Source organism: Microbacterium paludicola (assembly GCF_039529675.1).
Classification (GTDB): Bacteria; Actinomycetota; Actinomycetes; order Actinomycetales; family Microbacteriaceae; genus Microbacterium; species Microbacterium paludicola.
Genome location: NZ_BAAANG010000019.1, coordinates 36,937 through 59,200 on the forward strand (window position 1 = coordinate 36,937; position 22,264 = coordinate 59,200).

Genomic DNA, 22,264 nt, shown 5'->3' on the forward strand with positions numbered 1-22,264 from the left:
GCTCGTCCCGTTCTTCTATCTATCTGAATCTGTGGGGATCATGGTCACGTTCGTCGATGAGGTCACGCTGCATCTGCGTGCCGGCAAGGGCGGCAACGGCTGCGTCTCGGTCCGCCGCGAGAAGTTCAAGCCGCTGGGAGGCCCGGACGGCGCGAACGGCGGCGACGGCGGCGACATCATCCTGGTCGCCGACCCGCAGACGACGACGCTCCTGAGCTACCACCACTCGCCGCACCGCGCGGCGGGCAACGGCGGATTCGGCATGGGCGACATGCGCTCGGGCGCGCAGGGCGAGGACCTCGAGCTCCCCGTCCCGGTCGGAACGGTCGTCAAGGACCCGTCGGGCGAGGTGCTCGTCGACATGATCGAGCCGGGGATGCGCTTCATCGCCGCGCCCGGTGGCCGCGGCGGCCTCGGCAACGCGGCGCTGGCGTCGCCCAAGCGCAAGGCTCCCGGCTTCGCGCTGCTCGGCACGCCCGGCTGGGAGGGCGATGTCGTCCTCGAGCTGAAGACGGTCGCCGACGTGGCGCTGGTGGGCTTCCCGTCGGCGGGCAAGTCGAGCCTGATCGCCGCGATCTCGGCCGCGCGGCCGAAGATCGCCGACTACCCGTTCACGACGCTGCACCCGAACCTCGGCGTCGTGCAGGCGGGCGACGTCCGCTACACGGTCGCCGACGTGCCCGGTCTCATCGAGGGCGCGAGCGAGGGCCGCGGGCTCGGTCTCGAGTTCCTCCGCCACGTCGAGCGGTGCACCGCGCTCGTGCACGTCCTCGACTGCGCGACGCTCGAGCCCGGCCGCGACCCGGTCAGCGACCTCGAGGTCATCCGCGCCGAACTCGGCGCGTACCCCGTGCCCGAGGGGCAGACGCCCCTGCTCGAGCGCCCGCAGATCGTCGTCCTGAACAAGATCGACGTCCCCGAGGCCGAGGAACTCGCCGCGTTCGTGCGCCCCGACCTCGAGGCGCAGGGCTACCGCGTGTTCGAGATCTCCACCGTCGCCCGCAAGGGGCTGCGCGAGCTGACCTTCGCGCTCGGCGAGGTCATCGACGAGCACCGCAAGGCGCAGCCCGTCGAGCCCGTCCAGCCGCGCGTGGTCATCCGCCCGAAGGGCTCCCGCAAGGAGTTCGAGATCCGGGTCGAGGGCGGCACCTACGGCAACATCTACCGCATCCTGGGCGAGAAGCCGGTGCGCTGGGTGCAGCAGACCGACTTCCAGAACGAGGAGGCCGTGGGCTTCCTCTCCGACCGCCTCGACAAGCTCGGCATCGAGAACGAGCTGTTCCGCGCCGGCGCGACGCCCGGCTCGACCGTTCTCATCGGCGAGGGCGACTCGGTCGTCTTCGACTGGGAGCCCTCGATCGGCTCGGCCGCCGAGCTCATCCAGGCCCCGCGCGGCACCGACCCCCGCCTCATGCAGGGCGGTCGCCGCACGAGCAACGAGCGCCGCGAGCAGTACCACGCGCGTCAGGATGCCCGCGCCGCCGCCCGCGCGGAGGCCGACGAGGTGCGACGGGCGCGACGCGACGACCTCCCCGAGGAGGCCGGAACCGAGGACGACGCGTCGTGACCGCGCAGGACCGCGCCGGTCTCGCGGCCGCGCGCCGCATCGTCGTGAAGGTCGGCTCCTCGTCGATCAGCGGCGAGTCGTCGTGGCGCATCGACGTGATCGTCGACGCCCTCGCCGACGCGCGCGCACGCGGTGCGGAGGTGGTGCTCGTCTCGTCGGGAGCCATCGCGACCGCCATCCCGTTCCTCGATCTCGGCGGCCGGCCCATCGACCTCGCCTCCCAGCAGGCGGCCGCGGCAGTCGGGCAGAACGTGCTGATGTGGCGCTACCAGAACAGCCTCGATCGGCACGAGACCCTTGCCGGGCAGATCCTGCTCACCGCGAGCGACCTCGAGAACCCGACACCGCGCAGCAACGCCCGCCGCGCGATCGATCGTCTGCTCGATCTCGGCGTCCTGCCGATCGTGAACGAGAACGACACGGTGGCGACGCAGGAGATCCGCTTCGGCGACAACGACCGGCTCGCCGCGCTCGTGGCGAAGCTGCTGTCGGCGGATGCGCTCGTGCTGCTCAGCGACATCGCGTCGCTCTATACGAAACCGCCGACCGACCCGGGCGCCGAGCCGCTGGACGTGATCGCGCACGACGCCGACCTCAGCGGGCTGGAGTTCGGATCGACGGTCGTGAACAGCGTCGGCACCGGGGGAGCGGCGACCAAGGTGTCCGCCGCGCGCCTTGCCGCGGCCGCCGGGATCGGCGTGCTGGTCACGGGCGCCGACCTCGTCGGCGAGGCCCTCGCCGGTGGGCCGGTCGGCACGTGGTTCGAGCCGTCTCCGACCCCGGCGCCGCTCGGTACACTCACGGAATGACAGTGATCCGGACGGGCCAGTGGCCCGGTCCCGGACGCGCCGCTCGCACCCCGAGGAGACAGCGCTGATGAGCATCGTCGAGACCGCCGAGGTCGCCGTCGACACGCCGCAGGATCGCCTGCGCCTCGCCAAGGACGCCGCGCGCGCCACGGCGCGGCTCACGAGCGGCGAGAAGGCCGATGCGCTGCACGCGATCGCCGACGCCCTGCTCGCTCACGGCGATGAGATCATCGCGGCCAACGCCGACGACCTCGCCAGGGGCGAGCGCGACGGCATCGGCGCGGGGCTGCTCGACCGCCTGCGACTCGACACCCCTCGCGTCGCCGCGCTGGCCGAGGCGGTGCGGCAGATCGCCGCACTCCCGGACCCCGTGGGCGAGATCGTCCGCGGGCACCGCATGCCCAACGGCGTGAACCTCGAGCAGGTGCGCGTGCCCTTCGGCGTGGTCGGCGCCATCTACGAGGCCCGGCCAAATGTGACGGTCGACATCGCCGCGCTCGCGCTGCGGTCGGGCAACGCCGTGGTGCTGCGCGGCGGCAGCGCGGCCCTCTCGTCGAACACGGTGCTGGTCGGTGTGATGCGCGACGCGCTCGAGGCGCAGGGGATCGTGCCCGACGCGATCCAGTCGGTCGACGCCTTCGGACGCGACGGCGCGAAGGCCCTCATGCACGGCCGGGGCTTCGTCGACGTGCTCGTCCCGCGCGGCAGTGCGAGCCTGATCGAGACCGTGGTGACCGAGTCGACCGTCCCCGTCATCGAGACCGGCGCCGGGAACGTCCACATCGTCCTCGACGACAGCGCGCCCGAGGAATGGGCGCGGGACATCGTCGTGAACGCCAAGGTGCAGCGGCCCAGCGTCTGCAACGCCGCCGAGACCGTCCTCGTGCTGCGCGGCGCCGCCGAGCGCCTCGTGGCGCCCGTGGCGTCGGCCCTGCAGGCGCAGGGCGTCACGATCCACGGCGACGAGGCCGTCCGCACGCTCGTCGAGGGCGTCGAGCCCGCGACCGAGGAAGACTGGGCCACGGAGTACCTGACCCTCGACATCGCCATGCGCGTCGTCGACTCGCTGGACGACGCGCTCGAGCACATCCGTCGGTACTCGACAGGGCACACCGAGTCGATCGTGACGACGGATGTCCGCAACGCCGAGCGCTTCCTCGCCGAGGTCGACTCCGCCGTGGTGCTGGCGAACGCGTCGACGCGATTCACCGACGGCTCGGAGTTCGGGTTCGGCGCCGAGGTCGGCATCTCGACCCAGAAGCTTCACGCCCGCGGTCCGATGGGCCTTCCGGAGCTGACGAGCACGAAGTGGCTCGGTCGTGGCTCCGGTCAGGTCCGCATCTGAGAGATAAGCTGGGACGGCACGTTCTCATCACCCGTGCCAGAACCTTGAACGGAGCACGAATGCACCTCGCCGCAGCGCTTGTCGCCGCCGCCGCCGAGACGGAACACCACGGCAACCCGATGCTGGCGACCTTGCCGGCCTTTGTGATCGCGGCTGTCGTCTTCACGCTGCTCGCGATCGTCACGGCGTCGTACCGCAACGTGGCGAACCGTCACGCCGACCCGGCAGAGGTGCACGCATCTGCCGGCCACTCCGAGCACGAGACGGGCCACGGCCACTAGGTCGTCCCAGGTGACGGTGCAGGCGAGGCCTCCGCGTATCGGGGTGATGGGTGGGACGTTCGATCCCATCCATCATGGTCACCTCGTGGCCGCGAGCGAGGTGGCGCAGTCGTTCGACCTGGACGAGGTCGTCTTCGTGCCGACCGGCAAGCCGTGGCAGAAGCAGGGCGTCTCGCCCGCCGAACAGCGGTACGAGATGACGGTCATCGCCACCGCCTCGAACCCTCGCTTCACCGTGAGCCGGGTCGACGTCGATCGCGAAGGGCTCACCTACACGGTCGACACACTCCGCGACCTGAAGGCGCAGCGGCCGGACGCCGAGCTGTTCTTCATCAGCGGCGCCGACGCCGTGGCGCAGATTCTCAGCTGGAGAGACCACGATGAACTGTGGGATCTCGCGCACTTCGTGGCCGTGTCCCGGCCGGGCCACGTGCTCGACCTCGCGGGGCTGCCGACCACGGAAGTGAGCCAGCTCGAGATCCCCGCACTGGCGATCTCATCGACGGACTGCCGTGACCGCGTGAGTCGTGGCTTCCCGGTCTGGTACCTCGTGCCTGACGGGGTCGTGCAGTACATCGCGAAGCATCATCTGTATCGGAGCGAAAGCGCATGCGTCGCATTGAGCGAGCGGAGCGAGTCGAAATGAGCACACCGGACGAGCCGTCGCAGCCGCTGACGCGCCGGCAGCTGCGCGAGCTGAAACTGACCGGCCAGACGCCCGTGATCACGCCGGAGATCCAGGCCGCAAACGACGCCCGAGGTGCCGCGGAGGCTCACGCCGAAGCAGCGCCCGAGGTCGTCGAGACGGAGACCCCCGAGGCCCCGGCACCCGCTCAGGATGTCGCGGAGCCCGTCGCGCCCGAGGCCGCTCGGGCAGAGGAGGCAGCTCCTGACGAGGAGCCTGGTCCCGCCGAGGAGGCAGCGGCGCTGGAGGCGGCAGCCGAGGAGTCCTCGGCGCCCGGGTGGCCCGTCGCCGGCGGTCGCCCCCTGACGCGCCGCGAGGTGCGCGAGCAGGAGCGGCTGCGCACAAACCAGATGGCCGTGATCCCTCCCGCCGACGAGGATGCGCCGCTCGCCTTCGAGCCGCATGTCGCCGCCATCGAGACGAAGATCGTCGGCGAGAACGAGACCTCCGTTGTCTACGAGGTCGTCGAGGTGCCGTTCGAGCAGCCCGCGGCCGAGCAGGACGACGATCCCCAGCCCTCCGAGCAGACGGAGCCCGCAGGCGCCGAGGTGCCGGTGGCCGAGCTGGTGTACGAGGACGCCGCCCCCGAGAAGGAGGCGGAGCAGGCCCGACCCGAGGACGAGTTCGCGGACGCGGCCGTGCAGACGGTGTTCGTCGCCGAGGACGCACCGGCCGACGGTGTCGAGGAGGAGCGCCCCACGGTCGCGCCGGCGTTCGGCTCCACCGTGCTGCGAGCACCGGCTCCCGCCACGCCCACCGCGGCGAGCTTCGAGGAGATCCTGACCCAGTCGTCCGACTCGAGCGGCACGTCCACGGCGGGCAGCACGCTCATCCTGGCGACCGACCCCGGGGCGATCCCGCTGTCCGCGCCGATCGACGCGACGGGGGAGATCCTCGTCACCAGCACTCACGCGCTTCCCGACGGGTTCGGGTCGCGCGGTCACGCCGCCGGCACCACCGACGGCAAGGAAGTGGATGTCGTGCTGATCGACGGCGAGCTGCCGCTCGCGTCGTCGCCGACCCCGATCTCCGCGAGCGACGCGGTGAGCACTTCGAAGAGCCCAGCGGAGGTGATCCGCCCGCCGGCACCGGAGAAGTCGCACCGCCTGACCCTGATCCTCGGCATCGCGGCGGGTGTGCTGGGCATCGCTCTCATCGGCGTGGTGGTCGCCGCATTCACAACAGGAGTTCTTGGCTGATGGCCTCTGCCGATTCATTGCGCATGCTCGAGATCGCCGCCGCGGCGGCCGATTCGAAGGGCGGCGAGGACCTCGTCGCCCTCGACGTCTCCGAGCCGCTGCCACTCGTCGACGTCTTCCTCCTCGTGACGGGACGCAGCGAGCGCAACGTCGCGGCGATCGCCGACGAGATCGAGGACAAGCTCAACGAGGCAGGCTACAAGCGGCTGCGCCGCGAGGGCCGCGCTGAGTCGCGCTGGGTCCTGCTCGACTTCGGCGATCTCGTCGTGCACGCCTTCCACCAGGAGGAGCGGGCGTTCTACGCGCTCGAGCGCCTGTGGAAGGACTGCCCGGTGCTGCCCGTCACGGTCGCGGCTCCCGAAGCCTCGACGCGCCCGGCGGAGTGACCGGATTTCACCTCCGCGTACTCCTGTTGTAAGCTTATGGAGTTGTCCGGGGCTTCTACCCGGACAGCACCTGGGTCTGTGGCGCAGCTGGTAGCGCACCTGCATGGCATGCAGGGGGTCAGGGGTTCGAGTCCCCTCAGATCCACCAACGACACGAAGAAACCCCCGGTCTCCCCGGGGGTTTTCTCGTTCCCGGCGTGTGCGACAACGACCTAGAAGTCGAAGATGCCGCCGTACGGGTGGGCCTCGTCGCCGTCGTCGCGCGGGTCGTACTGCACGGTCTCGACCGAGAAGACGACCTGTGCAGCGGGAGTGATCAGCACGCTGACGGAGCGATTGCCGACGACGGTGAAGTCGATGAATCTTCCGCCGGCCTGTACGGCCTCCTCGACCCGCTCCTTGAGCGCGGTGAGCTGCTGTCCCTGGGCGAGAAGGTGTGCTGTGCCATTGATGGACACCTCGACGCGCTGCATCAGCTGGATGTCGGTCATGACTGCAACCATAAGACGAGCGACGCAATGGCGAACGGGGCTTGCATTCCGCCCGCGAAGGGGTCACACGGCGCGGAGCACCTTCTCCATCGCCTTGCCCCGGGCAAGCTCGTCCACGAGCTTGTCGAGGTAGCGGAGCCTCTGCATCAGCGGGTCGTCGATCTCCTCGACCCGCATTCCGCAGATGACGCCGGTGATCTGCGACGCCAGCGGATTGATGTCGGCGCGTGTGAAGAAGTCGCGGAACGTCGTGCCCGCCTCGAGGTGGGCCGCGAGTTCGCCCTGGTCGAAGCCGGTGAGCCATTCGATGACCTCGTCGAGCTCGGCCTTCGTGCGGCCCTTCCGCTCCACCTTCTCGACGTACATCGGGTAGACAGCGGAGACGGCAGTCTTGAACAGGCGCTCCTGGTTCTGCTCTCGCGTGGCCATGCCGCGAGTTTACGCCGCCCTACGGCCAGATCGATGTCACCGCAAGCCCATGGTCAGGCGCCGCAGTGCGGGCGAGGATCCTCCAAGGAGGACGCCATGCCGGAAGCACCGATCACCCCCCTGAAAGTCGCGATCGTCGGAGCCAGCGGCCACGTCGGCACCGCGTTGCTGCGCGCGCTGCGCGACGAGCCGGCCGTCGGAGAGATCATCGGGATCGCCCGACGCTCGCCCGACGTCGCTGCTGCGCCGTATGACGCGGCGCGCTGGGACCTCATCGACATCGCGACGCCGCTGCTCGGGGACGAGAGCGAGGAGCTGATCATCGCGCGCCTGGCGGCCGCCTTCACGGGCGTCGACACGGTCGTCCACCTCGCGTGGCTGATCCAGCCGAACCGAGACCGCGAGCTGCTGCGGCGCGCGAACGTCGACGGCACGCGGCGGGTCGTGGAGGCCTGTGTGCGCGCGGGGGTCGCCCACCTGGTCTGCGCGTCATCGGTCGCCGCCTACACGGGCGTGCGGGACGACGACCTGCGCGACGAGTCATGGCCGACCCAGGGCATCCCGAGCGCGCACTACGCCGCGGACAAGGCAGCGCAGGAACGTGTGCTCGACGAGGCGGAGCGGCGCGGGCTCGCCGTCGCGCGGCTGCGCCCGGCGCTCGTGTTCGATGCGGATGCCGGAGCCGAGGTCGTGCGGCTGTTCGTCGGGGCGCTGGTTCCGCCGGCGCTGCTGCGGCCAGGAGCGCTTCCGGTCCTCACCTTGCCCGCGGGCATCCGGATGCAGGTCGTGCACGGCGCAGACCTGGCCGACGCTTACCGCCGGGCCATCGTGCAGAGGGCGACCGGCGCCTACAACGTCGCCACGGAGCCCGTGCTCCGAGCTCGCGACCTCGCGGATGTGCTGAGTCACGGCAGGCATGTCGAGGTGCCGGCGCGGATGCTGCGCCCCATGCTGCACGCGGCGTGGCGGGCACACGCCGTCGCGGCGGACCCCGGCTGGCTCGACATGGCGATGACCGCCCCGCTGATGGACACGTCGCGGGCCCAGCGTGAGCTCGGCTGGAGTCCGCGCCGCGGCGCGAAGGAGGCGCTCAGCGAGCTGCTCACCGCCATGGCGGACGGCCGGGGCACCGCGAGCCCGCCGATGCGGCCCCGCAAGAACTGGCCGCAGGATCAGCAGCCGCCGGGGGAGAGCAGGCCCGACGGCGCGGTGCAGCCGCCGGCCGAGTCGTCGGCGCACCGCGTGCCCGCAGACCTCGAGCGCGACATCCTGGGGCTGTACCTGTCCGATCACCTGACGGGTGCCACGGCGGGTGTTGCGCGACTCGAGCGGATGGCGAAGGCATACGCCGACACCGACATGGGGGCCGACCTCGCCCGCATCGCGCGCGAGACCCGCGACGAGCGCAGGTTCCTCCGTGACCTGCTCGCCACGCTCGAGTTCCGCCGCCGCCCCTACCGTCAGGCGGCGGCCTGGGCGGCGGAGCGGGCCGGCCGGCTGAAGACGAACGGCCGCCCGCTCGGCTCGCCGATGACCCCCGTGCTGGAGATCGAGCTGATGCGCAGCGCCATCATGGGAAAGCTCGGAGGGTGGGAGACCCTCGCCGAGCTGGCTCCGGAACTCGGATTGCCGCGCGAGCAGTTCCAGCGGCTCGCGGCCCGGGCCCGCGAGCAGGCCGACACGCTGACCCGCCTGCACGCGCACATCGTGCCGGAGGCGTTCCGCGCGGGCCGGGTCGACTGACGCGACCTCAGCGCTGCCAGGGCGGCGGGAAGTGCGGGATGGGTTTCGGCTTTCCGGGAGCGTCGGCGGGCGGGGCCCCTCGCCGCGGAGGCGTCGGCTCGCCGGGCGTCGAGCGCTTCGCGAAGCGGCGCCCGGTCACGCTGTCGGGCGTGATGCGGAGCACATGCGGCTTCCGGGCGGGCTCGTGGCTCACGAGCCGGGCCGCGCCCGATGCGAGGATCTCGGAGTCGACCTCGGTGCGGGCTGCCACGCCGCGCACGACGACGCTCCAGTGGAATCCGTCCTCCTCGCCGTCCACCTCGATCGCGACCGCCGGATTCGCGATCATGCTGCGAAGCTTCGGACCGGCCCCCGAGCGCAGATAGATCCGCCCCTGGTGGGCGATGAAGTTCACGGGGTAGACGTCCGGGCCCCCGTCGCCGCGGGTGACGGCGAGGCGGCCGATGTCGGCGATCTCGAGAAGCCGCCAGCATTCCCCGGTGGGGAGCTCCTCGACCTCGCGGTCTTCCTGAGCGCTGCTCATATCCCTCGCCTTCGTCGTGTGTCGTCCCTCCGTCCAGTCAAGACGACGTGCTCCGTGGAGGGAAGGGGGTCACGGGCCGGATGCTGCCGCATGGTGTGTCGCGTGAGGGCGCCACCGGCCCCGGCGCCCTCGATCCGGGGTAGCGTGCAGACGTGCCGGATGAGCGGATGACTGCGACCGATCGTCGAGTACTCGCGGTCGCGATCCTCGCGTCTTTTGTGGCCTTCCTCGACTCGAGCATCGTGAACGTCGCGCTGCCGGCGATCCGGGCCGATCTGGGCGGGGGCCTCGCCGGTCAGCAGTGGGTGGTCAACGCCTACCTGGTCACGCTCGGGGCGCTGATCCTGGTGGCGGGCTCGCTGAGCGATCTCTATGGCCGCAAGGTCGTGCTGCGGGTCGGGCTGATCGGCTTCCTCGTGACGTCGGTGGCCATCGCGGCGGCCCCGGGAATCGAGTTCGCGGTCATCGCCCGGGCTGCGCAGGGGATCGCGGGCGCGCTGCTGGTGCCGAGTTCGCTGGCCCTCATCACGACCCACTTCGGCGAGGCGATGCGCGGCAGGGCGATCGGGGCGTGGACCGCCGCGACGAGCGCCGCCATGCTCGTCGCTCCGCTGATCGGCGGCCTCTTCATCGACCTCGCGTCCTGGCGCTGGGCGTTCCTGATCAACGTGCTCCCGATCGGCATCACGCTGTGGCTGCTGGCGGGGCTGGGCACACCGGATGTGCGGAAGCCCGGCGCACGCGTCGACCTCCTCGCGTCGACGCTGTGCGCCCTCGGGCTCGGCGGCGTTGTGTTCGCGTTGATCGAGGGTCCGCGTCTCGGCTGGGCGGATCCGATCGTGATCGCGGCGCTCCTCGTCGGGGCGGCCCTGTTCGCGGGGTTCGTGCTGCGCGAGCGGCGCTCGTCCGAGCCGGTGCTGCCGCTGGCGCTGTTCCGGCTCCGCAACTTCTGGGCCGGCAACCTGGCGACCACGTTCGTCTACGCGGCGCTCGCCCTGAACGGCTTCGCCGTCGTGGTCTTCCTGCAGGAGACCGCGGGATTCAGCGCCACGCTCGCGGGGCTCGCCTCGCTGCCGATCACGGTCATCATGATCCTCGGATCGTCCCGCGTGGGCAGATGGGCGGACCGCCGGGGCCCCCGGCTGTTCATGGCGACCGGACCCGCCATCATGGCGATCGGATCGATCCTGCTGTTGACGGCGCGGGATCCGCTCGACTACTGGCTGCAGATGCTGCCGGGGATCATCCTGCTGGGCGTCGGCCTCACGGTGACGGTCAGTCCGCTCACGAGCGCCGTTCTCGGCGCGGTCGACACGGGCCGCGAGGGCATCGCCTCGGCCGTGAACAACGCCGTCGCCAGGGTGGCGGGCCTACTCGTCGTCGCGATGATCGCGGTCATCGCCGGGGGAGACCTCGACCTCGACGGATTCCACCGCACGGCCGTCGCCACCGCGGCGCTGTTCGCCGCGGGAGCTCTCGCCTCCTGGGCGGGCATCCGCAACCCGCGGCGCGATGCGACCTCGCACGGGTCGCAGCGCACTGAGTAGTGTTCCCGTGAGAGGGAGGGACCGCACATGGATGCAGGCTGGTTTCCGGATCCGACGGGGCGCGCCGAGCTGCGCTGGTGGGACGGCACGACGTGGACGGAGCACGTCTCGACCGGAGGCGTGGTCTCGAGTGCGCCGCTGACGCCCGCGCAGGAGGAGCCGCACGCCGTCGGCGGTGGGCCGCAGGCGCATGAGGAGGCCCCTCAGGCGGCCTTCGCTCCGCAGTCTGCGGCGCAGCCGAGTGCAGCGGGGCAGGGCATCGGCCGCGGCGATGCCGGCATCACGGGCGACCTCATCTCCGGGTCGCACGCCGAGGTCTCCGGCCTCGGCCCCACCAAGCAGAACCTGAAGATGCTGCGCGTCGGCCTGGGCGAGGCGTTCCTCGCCCGCCAGGGCGCGATGGTGGCCTACCAGGGCGAGGTCGACTTCGCGTACCAGGGCGGCGGCGTCGGTCGCTTCCTCAAATCGCAGGTGACCGGCGAAGGGCTCTCGCTGATGCGGGTCTCCGGCCGGGGTGACGTCTTCCTCGCCAACGAGGAGGCCGAGGTGCACATCCTGCATCTCGACGACTCGGGCATCTCGATCAACGGCCGCAACGTGCTGGCGTTCTCGGAGAGCCTGCAGTGGAACATCGAGCGGGTGCAGGGCGCGGGCATCATGACCGGCGGTCTGTTCAACACGACGCTGCGCGGCACCGGATGGGTCGCGGTCACGACGGCCGGGCCGCCCGTCGTGCTCAACGCCGCCGAGGCTCCGACCTACGCCGACACCAACGCCGTCGTCGCCTGGTCGGCGTCGCTGCAGACGACGCTGAAGACGTCGTTCAAGGCCGGCGCGCTGATCGGCCGCGGATCGGGCGAGGCCGTGCAGGTCGCGTTCGCGGGCTACGGCTTCGTGATCGTGCAGCCGTCCGAGGGCGTCACCGCCGCGCCATCCTCCTAGTACGCGGCGTGCGGGACCCCGCCGGCTTCCGCCCGGCGTAGCCTGGCACGAGACGAAGGAGGGACGATGGCGACGAAGCCTCCCACCGAGGACATCGACGAGTCCAAGCTGCGCATCGGCGAGCGCGAACGGTCGGCGGTCGGCGTCCCGGCCGTGATGCACGCTCTGAAGATCTCGATCGAGCAGATGGGCGTGCTCCGCAGCGCGCAGACCCTGCTCCGGGTGAATCAGAAGAGCGGCTTCGACTGCCCGGGATGCGCCTGGCCGGAGGAGGACCACCGCCACGTCGCGGAGTTCTGCGAGAACGGTGCGAAGGCGGTGGCCGAGGAGGCGACCGTACGACGGGTCGGTCCGGACTTCTTCGCGCGGCACAGCATCGCCGAGCTGCGCGAGCACGACGACTTCTGGCTCGGCCAGCAGGGGCGCCTCACCACGCCGATGCTGCTCGAGGAGGGCGGCACCCATTACCGCCCCATCGGCTGGGACGCGGCGCTCGAGGAGATCGCCGGGACGCTGCGCGCGCTCGACGACCCGGATCAGGCGGTCTTCTACACCTCGGGTCGCACGTCGAACGAGGCGGCGTTCCTGTACCAGCTGCTGGTACGCGGGCTCGGCACGAACAATCTGCCCGACTGCTCGAACATGTGTCACGAATCGAGCGGCTCGGCGCTCAACCAGACGATCGGCATCGGCAAGGGCACCGTCTCGATCACCGACATCCACGAGGCCGACCTGCTGATCGTCGCCGGCCAGAACCCCGGCACGAATCATCCGCGGATGCTGAGCGCGCTCGAGAAGGCGAAGGAGAAGGGCGCGACGATCGTCGCGGTGAACCCGCTGCCGGAGGCGGGCCTGTTCAACTTCAAGAACCCGCAGACGCCGAAGGGAGTGCTGCTTGGCGGCACGAAGCTCGCCGACGACTTCGTGCAGATCCGCCTCGGCGGCGACCAGGCGCTGTTCCAGGCGATCGGCAAGCACCTGCTGGAGCTGGAGGCCCGAGCGGGGGGCGTTCTCGATCACGACTTCATCGACGCGCATACCGCCGGATTCGCGGAGTACGCCGCGCATGTCGCCGCGCTGGCGTGGGAGCCGCTCGAGGAGGCGACCGGCCTGACGACGGAGCGGCTGCGCGAGATCGCCGAGATCGTGCGCCGCTCGGAGGCGACGATCGTGTGCTGGGCGATGGGACTGACCCAGCACAAGCACTCGGTGCCGACCCTGCGCGAGATCGTGAACGTCCTTCTGCTGCAGGGCAACATCGGGCGCCCCGGCGCGGGGGTGTGCCCCGTGCGCGGCCACTCGAACGTGCAGGGCGACCGCACCGTCGGCATCTACGAGAAGCCCGCCGAGGCGTTCCTCGCGGCACTCGACCGCGAGTTCGGGTTCACCGCGCCGCGCAAGCACGGGTATGACACCGTCGAGGCGATCCGTGCGATGCGCGATGGCCGGGTGCGCGTGTTCATGGGGATGGGCGGCAACTTCGTCAGCGCCACCCCCGACACCCGGGTCGTCGAGCAGGGAATGAGCAATGTGGGGCTCACGGTGCAGGTCTCCACGAAGCTCAACCGCTCGCACGTCGTCCACGGCCGCCGGGCGATCATCCTGCCGACGCTCGGACGCACCGAACGCGACCGCCGGGGTGGCGTCGAGCAGCGTGTCACCGTGGAGGACTCGATGGGCGCCGTCCACGGCTCACGCGGCCGGCTCGCCCCGCCGGCGGAAGACCTGCTCAGCGAGGTGGCGATCCTGACCCGGCTGTGCGAGCTCGTCTTCGCCGACCGCCCAGGCGCCCCCCACGCCGACTGGCGGGGCCTCGAGAGCGACTACTCCGCCATCCGCGGCCACATCGCGCGCGTGATCCCCGGGTTCGAGGACTACGACGCCCGGATCGACAAGGGACGCACGTTCTTCCTGCCGAACGGCCCACGCGACGAGCGGCGGTTCGCCACCGCGAACGGAAAGGCGAACTTCACGGCCAACCCGCTGGAGTACCCCGTCATCCCCGAGGGGCGCCTGCTGCTGCAGACCCTCCGCTCGCACGATCAGTACAACACCACGATCTACGGCAAGGACGACCGCTACCGGGGGATCCACGACGGCCGTCGGGTCGTGCTGATCAACCCGGCGGACATCCGGGAGCTCGGGTTCGCGGAGGGCGACGTTGTCGATCTCGTCTCGGAGTGGAACGGTCCGGGCGGACTCGAGGAACGTCGCGCCGAGGAGTTCCGCCTCGTCCCGTACGACACGCCTCGCCGCAACGCCGCCGCGTACTACCCCGAGACCAACGTCCTGGTGCCGCTCGACTCGACCGCGGATGTGAGCGGCACGCCGACGTCGAAGGCCGTGGTCGTGCGGCTCGAGAGGCGATAGGAGGACGGCATGGGACGCATCACACAGCGACGTCCGGTCATGCGGATCGCGCTGCACGGCGCGACGACTCGCCGGGCGGACACGCTGGCGGTCGAGGAGCCGCTCGAGATCCGCGTTGTGGGGGAGCCGCTCGCCGTGACGATGCGCACCCCGGGGCACGACGTCGAGCTCGCCGCGGGATTCCTTGTGTCCGAGGGGGTCGTGCGTACCGGATCCGACTTCCGCTCCGCCATCCACTGCGGCGGTCCCGGGACCGGCGGCATGGAGAACACGTACAACGTGCTGGATGTGGCCCTCGCGCCGGGCGTGGAGCCGCCGAGCACCGACCTCGCGCGCAACTTCTACACGACGAGCTCGTGCGGGATGTGCGGGAAGGCGAGCATCGATGCGGTGAAGGCCGTGTCGGCCTACGACGTCGCCGAGGATGACGTGCGCGTCACGGCCGAGACGCTCGCGGGGCTGCCGGATGCTCTGCGCGCCCACCAGGACGTGTTCGACAAGACCGGCGGACTGCACGCCGCGGGACTGTTCGACGCCGAGACCGGTGAACTGGTTGTGCTGCGCGAGGACGTCGGCCGGCACAACGCGGTCGACAAGGTCGTCGGCTGGGCGGTGCTGAACGACCGCCTGCCGCTTCGGGGCCACGTGCTGATGGTGTCGGGCCGGGCGAGCTTCGAGCTCGCGCAGAAGGCGGTCATGGCGGGCATCCCGGTGCTCTCGGCCGTATCCGCGCCGTCCTCGCTCGCGGTCGAGCTGGCGGTCGAGCAGGGCCTGACCCTTGTGGGGTTCCTGCGCGGCGAGACGATGAACGTCTACGCCGGCGCCGAGCGTGTCGTGGCTCCCGTGGCCGTCGCCTGAGCGGGCTCAGACGAGCGGGCGACAGGCCTCGACGATGCGGCGCAGGCACACCGCGGCGGCGATCTCCTCGGCCACGCCCGATGGCACGGCTTCGCGGTCGGGGCCGCCCGCGGCGTCGTCGATCGCGGCGGCGTAGCGCTCGATCGCGCGCTCGGCGGCGGTCAGCTGGCCGGCTCCCGACTCGCTGCGGGGCGGCTCGGAAACGAGGTCCGCGACACGGTGGATCGCCTCGGCGAGGAGATTCTGCGCGGGCTCCGGGCCCGCGGGGCGGTCGTGCGCGCGCTCGAGGACGTCGGCGAGCTCCCGGATCGAGAAGATCGTCCTCTCGAGCGCCTCCAGGCGCTGCCGGTTCAGCTCGCGGTCCTGGCCTCGCCCGCGCGCGCGAGGGTTCGCGCGGCTGCTCTCATCCGCGTCCTCGACGGCGGCGGCGACCTGCGTCTCCGTCTCACGCAGCTCGCGGACGATCCTGTGCAGGTGCTCCTTCTCGAGCTGATCCGCCTCCACCGCATCCGCCATGTCGTGCAGGTGGGCGGCGGCCGCGTCGCGCAGCGACGACAGTCGCGCGGACGCCTGCTGGAGGTACAGCGGCGGGAAGAGGAGATTGGCGACGAGCCCGACGATCACGCCGAAGGCCATCGTGACGAGGTAGGAGATGGAGAAGTCGTCCGGCGTCGGCCCTCCCAGAAGCAGGACGAACAGCCCCGCCATCGCGATCCAATCCCGTCCGGCGTCGAGCTGCTCGATGCCGCCGAGCCAGACGCCGACACCGACGACGAGGGCGAGGGCGATGATGCCGGGCGCGCCGAGCCAGGTGAGCGCGATGCCGCCGATGCCCAGCGCGATGCCGAGCGCCAGGCCGAGGAGCGCCTGACCGCCGGATCGCGCCGAGCGGGCGAGCGTCGGGTACATGCTCACCAGCACACCCAGCGGCGCGTAGTAGGAGTACTCGGCCTCAGCGAGCGGGACGAATGGGGCCAGATACCAGGCGATCGCCGCCGCCACGGCGGTGCGGAGGGCGAGGATGACGCGGGAGAACTCGAGCAGCCCCCGCAGGCGGGGGAGAGGCAGCCGCATCGCCGTCATGACGCTGGAGCCTAGACCGCCAGCTCCGCGCGCCAGCGTGTGAGGTACGAGGCGGTGATGTCGTCCTCGGCGTGGCCCTCGGCGAAGGTCGGGATCTCCCGCAGCACCGTGAACGCGGTCTCCGGCTGGTCGCCCGAGGGGCGCACGTCCAGATGCGTCGCGTCGTAGGCGGCGTCGTGCAGCCACGCGGCCATGTCGTAGTCGCCGTGGGAGTCGCCGGCCGTGAACCACCGGCGGGGGACCTCCATCCGCTCGCCCACGAGGCGCACGGCGCGCTCGGCCCCGAGGGCCTTGCCCGCGGTTCGGTGCTCGAGGTCGATCGAGATCACCGTGGGCACCGTGTAGAAGCGATCCGCGAGGCCGAGGGATGCGATCGCGGCGTCGAGCTCGGCCGTGACCTGCGCGCGGCGCCCGAGGAACTCGGCGTTCTCGACGTCGAGGTTCTGCTCGAGCGACACCATCGTGCGCTTGGTGGCGTCCCAGAACATCAGGTCGCGGTGCTGCTCGGCGATCGCGCGGCAGGCGGCGACGAGATCCGCCGGGACGGCGATGGTCTCGTCCACCTGCACCGCTCCGATCCGGCCGTTCGTCACGGTGAACCAGGAGGCCCCCTTCTCGCCGATTCCCCACACGGGGGCGTCGGCGGCGAGGCCGGCGCGGACGAGCTCGGGGATGACCTGCTCGGCGAGGAAGGCGTCGGAGCGCCCCGTGTTGAACACGACCGGGCACCCGGAGTTCGCGATGGCGACGAGGTCGTCGGCGATCGACGGGATCCGGATGGACCGGGTGACCGTGCTCGCGAGCGGACCGTCGACGTCGAGGAGCAGGCCGTAGGGAGCGGAGGTCATGAGACCATCTTCGCCGATCTGCGGCGGCGGTGAGGCGGCGGCCGCTCGATGTCGGTGGTCTCCGGCAGGATCGCCCTCGCGCGGAACGGACGCGTCCGCGCGAAAGGAGAGACATGGCAGCCCCGAATCTGTTCCTTGTGTACGTGAGCGATGTGGAGCGCGCGACCGCCTTCTATCGCGAGCTGTTCGAGATCGAACCCGTCATGGTGACGCCGCGCTATGTGCCGTTCGAGGTGGCGCCCGGAGTGACGTTCGCCCTGTGGAGCGGGGGACGAGCGGATGCGTCGGCCCCGCGCACCTCGGAAGTCGGCCTCCTCGTCCCGCGCGAGCAGGGCGCGGTCGATGACGTCTTCGAGGCGTGGTCGGCGAAGGGTGCGACGGTGGTCGAGCCACCGCACGACGACGTGTTCGGCCGCACGTTCGTCATCGCCGATCCCGACGGCAACCTGATCCGGGTGGCGCCGTTCGACTGAGCCGTTCGGTCAGGGCTCGAGGGACGCGCGGGCGCGCTCCAGTGCCGCGCCCGTGGTGGCCTGGGCCGCCTCGGCCTCCTGCTCGCGGGCGGTCGCCTGCTCGGTCGCGGTCTCGGCGTCACGCAGATCGTCGTCGAGCCGGCGAAGCTCGGCGCGCAGCTGCTCGCGGCGGCTGGTGAGCCCGTCCTCGCGCTGCCGCGCGTCTGCCGCCGTGCGGCGCGCGGCGGCGAGGTTGCGCTCGGCGCGCTGATGCGCGGCCTCCGCGTCGCGGATCGCGCGCTCGGCCTCCCGGCGCGCGCGCCGAGCGGCGAGCTCGTCCGGCGCCGCCTTCGCCCGCTGCGGGGCGACGGAGCCGTCGGGCGCGGGCCCCGCCACCGCGTCGGCCAGGTCGACGGGATCGAAGCCCACCGCCTCGAGCGACCGGATCAGCCGCCCCGACGTGACCGCCTCGGCCGCGGCCGCGTCGGCCATGGCCGCCTGGAGGGTCTGCGACACCTCGTCGAGCACCGACGACGGGGCGTTGACGTCCTGGCGGGCGGCCAGGTCGGCGCCCTCGCGCGCGAGCGCGGCCGTCAGCGCACGGCGGTCCTTCGTGAGCTGCGCCAGCGTGGCTGCATCCAGATCCTCCTGGGCCTCGCGCAGCTCGGCGCCGAGCTCGAGCACCTGGGTGAGCCGCTCCGCGCGGTGCCGCACGAGCTGCCCGATGATCCACGCCGGCGCGGACGGGCGTCGCAGCTCGGCGATCCGCTTCGCGAGCGCCGGATCCTCGCCCTTCACCGCCTTCGCGCGGGCATTGCGCTCGGCGGTGAACCGCGCGGGCGGCAGGTCGTACAGCTCCCACGCGACGGCGATCAGCGGGTCGGAGGCCATGGGTCGATCCTGCCGCACTCACGGTGCCGCTGTTACAGGCACGTTACCCCCGGGGATGGCGATACCCGGATGCGGCCTGACGAGGGCAGGATGGGGGGATGAGGCATCCAGAGACGATCCCGCCGCTGCTCGAGATCTCGGGTCTGAAGGTCGACTTCTCGACCCAGGACGGACCGGTCACCGCGGTGCACGAGGCGAGCCTGACGCTCGGGGCCGGGGAGACGCTCGCCATCGTCGGCGAGTCGGGATCCGGCAAGTCGACGACCGCGATGTCGATCATCGGTCTCTTGCCGGGCAACGGGCGCGTGTCGGCGGGCAGCATCCGCTTCGACGGGCAGGAACTCGTCGGGGCCGACGAGGCAGCGCTGCGCGAGGTGCGCGGCCGGCACATCGGACTCGTGCCGCAGGACCCGATGTCGAACTTGAACCCGGTGTCGAAGATCGGCACGCAGGTCGCCGAGACGCTGCTCGCGCACGGGCTCGCCAACCGGCGGAACGTCGACGCCAAGGTCGTCGAGACGCTCGAGGCCGCGGGGCTTCCCGACGCCGCCCGCCGGGCGAAGCAGTACCCCCACGAGTTCTCCGGGGGCATGCGCCAGCGCGCGCTGATCGCGATCGGTCTCGCCTGTCGCCCCCGCCTGCTGATCGCCGACGAGCCCACCAGCGCCCTCGACGTGACCGTCCAGCGCACGATCCTCGACCAGCTCGACTCGATGACGCGCGAGCTCGGCACGGCCGTGCTGATGATCACGCACGACCTCGGCCTCGCCGCCGAGCGGGCCAAGCACGTCGTGGTCATGCACCGTGGTCGTGTGGTCGAGCAGGGCCTGGCCCGCCAGATCCTCGAGGACCCGCAGCACCCCTACACCCAGTCGCTGGTGAAGGCCGCGCCGTCGGTCGCGATCGCGCGCCTGCGCCCCGAGGACTTCCGCGCCACGACGAGCGAGCGTCTGGCTCCGGTCGCGTCGGCGCCCGCGCCCGACCATGTCGTCGAGTTCCAGGGCGTCACCAAGGAGTACCGGATCCGCGGGCAGCGCGAGCCGTTCCTCGCGGTCGACGACGTGTCGCTCGCGATCCCGCGCGGCACGACGGTCTCGGTCGTCGGCGAGTCGGGATCGGGCAAGACCACCACCGCGCGGATGCTTCTGAAGGCGATCGAACCGACATCGGGGACCGTCCGCTTCGAAGGCAAGGACATCTTCTCGCTGAGCCGCGCCGAGCAGCGCGACTTCCGGCAGAAGGTGCAGCCGGTCTTCCAGGACCCGTACTCGTCCCTGAACCCGATGTTCACGATCGAGCGCATCATCGAGGAGCCGCTCGCGTTCTACGGTCGCGGGTCGCGGATCGAACGCCAGAAGCGGGTGCGCGAGCTGCTCGACCAGGTCGCCCTTCCATCCGAAATGGCCCGCCGTTACCCGTCGGAGCTCTCCGGAGGACAGCGTCAGCGCGTCGCCATCGCCCGCGCGCTCGCCCTCTCGCCCGACGTGGTCGTCTGCGACGAGCCGGTGTCGGCCCTCGACGTGCTCGTGCAGGACCAGATCCTGCGGCTGCTCGGCGACCTGCAGCGCGAGTACGGGCTCAGCTACCTGTTCATCTCGCACGACCTCGCCGTCGTCCGGCTGATCAGCGACTACGTGTGCGTGATGAAGAACGGCAAGCTCGTCGAGGCGGCGACCAGCGAGGAGATCTTCACGAATCCGCGTGACCCGTACACGCGCAATCTGCTCGCGTCGATCCCGGGCAACGAGCTCGAGATCGCGAGCTGAGCCGCACGCCGAAGAGGCCGGTCACCCGTCAACGGGGGACCGGCCTCTTCTCGTCACCGGATCAGCGTGCCCGCGTCCGCGGATCCATCGCGCCGCGGAGGGCCTCGCCGAGGAGCGTGAAGCCGAGCGCGGTGATCATGATGCAGATGCCCGGCAGGAACGCCAGGTGCGGGGCGATGGAGAGCTCCGCCTGCGCGTAGGTGAGCATGCGCCCCCACTCTGCCGTCTCGGGGCGCCCGCCGCCGAGGCCGAGGAACGACAGCGCGGCAGCGTCGATCACGGCGGTGGCGAGCGTCAGGGTTCCCTGCACGATGACCGGGCCGACCGAGTTGGGAAGCACGTGCGTCAGGGTGATCCGCCCGCGCCCGAGGCCCAGCGTGCCGGCGGCGAGGACGTAGTCGGTCTCGCGCTGCTGCAGCATCGACGAGCGCAGCAGTCGCGCGAAGATCGGGATCTGCGCCACGCCGATCGCGATCATCACGGCGAGCTGGGTGCGTCCCAGCACCGCGGCGATCGAGACCGCCAGCAGCAGGTTCGGCACCGACAGCAGGATGTCGACGACGCGCATCACGACGTTGTCGACCCAGCCGCCGAACGCCCCCGCGAGCGCCCCGAGCACCATTCCGCCGATCAGTCCGAACAGGGTGGAGACGACGCCGATCACGAGGGACGCCTGCGCGCCCCAGATCAGCTTCGAGAGCACATCCCCGCCGAACCGGTCGATCCCGAGCGGGAACTCCGGCAGCGTGCCGATCCCGGGCAGCGCCGTCGGGCGGATGTGCTCGCGTCCGGGGGAGCTGAGGTCGCCGTACGGTGCCAGCAGCGGTGCAGCGGCGGCCACGAGGATGAACAGCAGCACGATGGCGGCGCCGATCCAGGCCGTCGGGTTTCGGCGCAGGCGACGGAACACGTCGTGCCAGAAGCCGCCCCTGCGTCGCGCCTCGAGTGCGGCGTGGTCGACGGCGGTGGCGTCGCCGCCGAGGCCGCCGGTCGGGGGAATGACCGGAGCGCTCACTGAACCCTCACTCTCGGATCGATCAGGCTGTAGGAGATGTCGACGAGCAGGTTGATCGCGGCGTAGGCGATGGCGATGAACAGGACGAAGCCCTGCAGCACCGGGAAGTCGCGCTGGAAGATCGCCGTCGCGAGGAACTCGCCGATCCCGTGGAAGGCGAACACCGTCTCGGTCAGGACGGCGCCGGCGATGAGCAGGCCCGCCTGCAGGCCGATGGTGGTGACCACCGGCAGCATCGCGTTGCGCAGCACGAACCGGTCACGGATCTGCTGTGGGGGAAGCCCCTTCGCGCGGCCCGTGCGGACGTAGTCGGCGTTCATCACCTCGAGGACGGATGCACGCGTGATCCGGACGATGATCGCGAGCGGGATCGTCGACAGCGCCATCGCGGGAAGGATCAGGTGGAGGATCGCGTTCCACGCGGCATCCAGCTCGCCGGTCATCAGACCGTCGAGCACGTAGAAGCCGGTGATGTGGGTCGCGTCGATGTTGTCCTGCCTGCCGTCCGACGGCAGCCATCCGAGCTGTACGGCGAAGACGTACTTCAGGATGTACGCGAGGAAGAAGACCGGGATGGTGATGCCGACGAGACTGGCGGCCACCGAGACATGGTCGGCAGCCTTGCCGTAGTGCTTGGCGGCCCAGTACCCGATGGGGATGCCGATCGCGACGGCGATCAGCAGCGCCGCGATCGACAGCTCGACGGTTGCGGGGAAGCGGTTCGCGAACTCCTCGAGCACGGGGCGGCGCGAGCTGATGGACGCTCCGAAGTCGCCCTGGATGAGGCGGCCGAGCCAGGTGAAGTACTGCACGACGATCGGGCGGTCGAAGCCGTATGCCGCGTTGATGCGCTCGATCGCCTCGGGTGTCGCGCGTTCGCCGAGCAGGGCCGCGGCGGGCCCTCCGGGAAGCGCGCGCACCCAGGCGAACAGCAGGATTGTCAGGCCGAACAGGGTGGGGATGACGAGCAAGATCCTCTTGCCGATGGTGCGTAGCACGGTGCTCCTGCGGGATGTGGGGCGGCGGGCGACTGC

The 22,264-nt window shown here is 71.1% G+C and carries 22 protein-coding genes and 1 tRNA gene; 15 read left to right on the forward strand and 8 right to left on the reverse strand.

The annotated features are described in order from the left end of the window. The first annotated feature begins 40 nt into the window (after positions 1-40). The 8 genes from obgE to ABD161_RS09850 all read left to right on the forward strand — a co-directional run bounded on the left by obgE (position 41) and on the right by ABD161_RS09850 (position 6,420). Positions 41-1,567 (forward strand): GTPase ObgE, encoded by a 1,527-nt coding sequence (gene obgE / locus ABD161_RS09815; RefSeq protein ID WP_344002006.1) that lies wholly within the window; start codon positions 41-43, stop codon positions 1,565-1,567. Then, a complete protein-coding gene (gene proB, locus ABD161_RS09820; RefSeq protein WP_344002010.1) occupies positions 1,564-2,376 on the forward strand; it encodes a glutamate 5-kinase in 813 nt (270 codons plus the stop codon). Before obgE ends, proB begins: the two co-directional genes overlap by 4 nt. Positions 2,377-2,443: 67 nt before the next feature. Continuing rightward, the gene (locus tag ABD161_RS09825) at positions 2,444-3,721 is read left to right on the forward strand and encodes a glutamate-5-semialdehyde dehydrogenase (RefSeq protein ID WP_344002013.1); all 1,278 of its coding nucleotides are present in this window, start codon (positions 2,444-2,446) and stop codon (positions 3,719-3,721) included. Between the two features lie 59 nt (positions 3,722-3,780). Further along, the gene (locus ABD161_RS09830; protein WP_135112235.1) at positions 3,781-4,002 is read left to right on the forward strand and encodes a hypothetical protein; all 222 of its coding nucleotides are present in this window, start codon (positions 3,781-3,783) and stop codon (positions 4,000-4,002) included. A 46-nt stretch (positions 4,003-4,048) separates the two neighbouring features. Then, positions 4,049-4,648, forward strand: coding sequence for a nicotinate-nucleotide adenylyltransferase (gene nadD, locus ABD161_RS09835; protein ID WP_425560872.1), 600 nt, complete (start codon positions 4,049-4,051; stop codon positions 4,646-4,648). Then, the gene (locus ABD161_RS09840) at positions 4,645-5,886 is read left to right on the forward strand and encodes a hypothetical protein (protein ID WP_344002020.1); all 1,242 of its coding nucleotides are present in this window, start codon (positions 4,645-4,647) and stop codon (positions 5,884-5,886) included. Before nadD ends, ABD161_RS09840 begins: the two co-directional genes overlap by 4 nt. Then, positions 5,886-6,272 (forward strand): ribosome silencing factor, encoded by a 387-nt coding sequence (gene rsfS, locus ABD161_RS09845; protein ID WP_135112241.1) that lies wholly within the window; start codon positions 5,886-5,888, stop codon positions 6,270-6,272. Before ABD161_RS09840 ends, rsfS begins: the two co-directional genes overlap by 1 nt. A gap of 72 nt (positions 6,273-6,344) precedes the next feature. Beyond that, positions 6,345-6,420, forward strand: a tRNA-Ala gene (locus ABD161_RS09850). A gap of 64 nt (positions 6,421-6,484) precedes the next feature. Here the strand turns inward: ABD161_RS09850 and ABD161_RS09855 are convergent. After that, complete coding sequence (locus tag ABD161_RS09855; protein WP_228066455.1) at positions 6,485-6,763, reverse strand: hypothetical protein; 279 nt, start codon at positions 6,761-6,763, stop codon at positions 6,485-6,487. A 63-nt stretch (positions 6,764-6,826) separates the two neighbouring features. Continuing rightward, the gene (locus tag ABD161_RS09860; protein ID WP_344002026.1) at positions 6,827-7,192 is read right to left on the reverse strand and encodes a DUF2200 domain-containing protein; all 366 of its coding nucleotides are present in this window, start codon (positions 7,190-7,192) and stop codon (positions 6,827-6,829) included. A gap of 96 nt (positions 7,193-7,288) precedes the next feature. Between ABD161_RS09860 and ABD161_RS09865 the strand changes: the two genes are divergently transcribed. Beyond that, the gene (locus ABD161_RS09865; protein WP_344002029.1) at positions 7,289-8,935 is read left to right on the forward strand and encodes an NAD-dependent epimerase/dehydratase family protein; all 1,647 of its coding nucleotides are present in this window, start codon (positions 7,289-7,291) and stop codon (positions 8,933-8,935) included. Positions 8,936-8,942: 7 nt separating this feature from the next. Here the strand turns inward: ABD161_RS09865 and ABD161_RS09870 are convergent, their stop codons facing one another. Beyond that, positions 8,943-9,458 carry a pyridoxamine 5'-phosphate oxidase family protein gene (locus ABD161_RS09870; RefSeq protein WP_344002032.1) on the reverse strand — a complete coding sequence of 172 codons (516 nt, stop codon included), beginning with the start codon at positions 9,456-9,458 and terminating at the stop codon, positions 8,943-8,945. Between the two features lie 167 nt (positions 9,459-9,625). Here ABD161_RS09870 and ABD161_RS09875 point away from each other — a divergent pair, with 167 nt between their 5' ends. The 4 genes from ABD161_RS09875 to fdhD all read left to right on the forward strand — a co-directional run bounded on the left by ABD161_RS09875 (position 9,626) and on the right by fdhD (position 15,175). Then, a complete protein-coding gene (locus tag ABD161_RS09875) occupies positions 9,626-11,005 on the forward strand; it encodes an MFS transporter (RefSeq protein WP_344002035.1) in 1,380 nt (459 codons plus the stop codon). A gap of 27 nt (positions 11,006-11,032) precedes the next feature. Then, a complete protein-coding gene (locus ABD161_RS09880) occupies positions 11,033-11,947 on the forward strand; it encodes an AIM24 family protein (protein ID WP_344002037.1) in 915 nt (304 codons plus the stop codon). A gap of 66 nt (positions 11,948-12,013) precedes the next feature. Continuing rightward, the gene (locus tag ABD161_RS09885; protein ID WP_344002040.1) at positions 12,014-14,317 is read left to right on the forward strand and encodes an FdhF/YdeP family oxidoreductase; all 2,304 of its coding nucleotides are present in this window, start codon (positions 12,014-12,016) and stop codon (positions 14,315-14,317) included. A gap of 9 nt (positions 14,318-14,326) precedes the next feature. After that, entirely contained in the window at positions 14,327-15,175 is an 849-nt protein-coding gene (fdhD, locus tag ABD161_RS09890; protein ID WP_344002043.1) for a formate dehydrogenase accessory sulfurtransferase FdhD, read from the forward strand. A gap of 6 nt (positions 15,176-15,181) precedes the next feature. Here fdhD and ABD161_RS09895 read toward each other — a convergent pair whose 3' ends face one another. Then, positions 15,182-16,258, reverse strand: coding sequence for an FUSC family protein (locus tag ABD161_RS09895; RefSeq protein WP_344002046.1), 1,077 nt, complete (start codon positions 16,256-16,258; stop codon positions 15,182-15,184). Positions 16,259-16,269: 11 nt separating this feature from the next. Continuing rightward, complete coding sequence (locus ABD161_RS09900) at positions 16,270-17,106, reverse strand: hypothetical protein (protein ID WP_344002049.1); 837 nt, start codon at positions 17,104-17,106, stop codon at positions 16,270-16,272. A gap of 113 nt (positions 17,107-17,219) precedes the next feature. Between ABD161_RS09900 and ABD161_RS09905 the strand changes: the two genes are divergently transcribed. Next, complete coding sequence (locus ABD161_RS09905; RefSeq protein ID WP_344002052.1) at positions 17,220-17,579, forward strand: VOC family protein; 360 nt, start codon at positions 17,220-17,222, stop codon at positions 17,577-17,579. 9 nt (positions 17,580-17,588) lie between these two features. On the opposite strand, the gene ABD161_RS09910 is transcribed toward ABD161_RS09905, so the two are convergent. Continuing rightward, the gene (locus ABD161_RS09910) at positions 17,589-18,449 is read right to left on the reverse strand and encodes a transposase (protein ID WP_344002055.1); all 861 of its coding nucleotides are present in this window, start codon (positions 18,447-18,449) and stop codon (positions 17,589-17,591) included. Between the two features lie 98 nt (positions 18,450-18,547). Here ABD161_RS09910 and ABD161_RS09915 point away from each other — a divergent pair, with 98 nt between their 5' ends. Beyond that, on the forward strand, positions 18,548-20,215 hold the full coding sequence (locus ABD161_RS09915) for an ABC transporter ATP-binding protein (RefSeq protein ID WP_344002058.1): 1,668 nt from the start codon (positions 18,548-18,550) through the stop codon (positions 20,213-20,215). 61 nt (positions 20,216-20,276) lie between these two features. Here the strand turns inward: ABD161_RS09915 and ABD161_RS09920 are convergent, their stop codons facing one another. Together ABD161_RS09920 and ABD161_RS09925 are read right to left on the reverse strand one after the other, a co-directional pair. Continuing rightward, positions 20,277-21,230: an ABC transporter permease gene (locus ABD161_RS09920; RefSeq protein WP_344002061.1), complete on the reverse strand. Its 954-nt coding sequence runs from the start codon at positions 21,228-21,230 to the stop codon at positions 20,277-20,279. Beyond that, positions 21,227-22,228, reverse strand: a complete 1,002-nt coding sequence (locus tag ABD161_RS09925; RefSeq protein WP_135112264.1) for an ABC transporter permease — start codon at positions 22,226-22,228, stop codon at positions 21,227-21,229. Before ABD161_RS09925 ends, ABD161_RS09920 begins: the two co-directional genes overlap by 4 nt. Between the last annotated feature and the right edge of the window lie 36 nt (positions 22,229-22,264).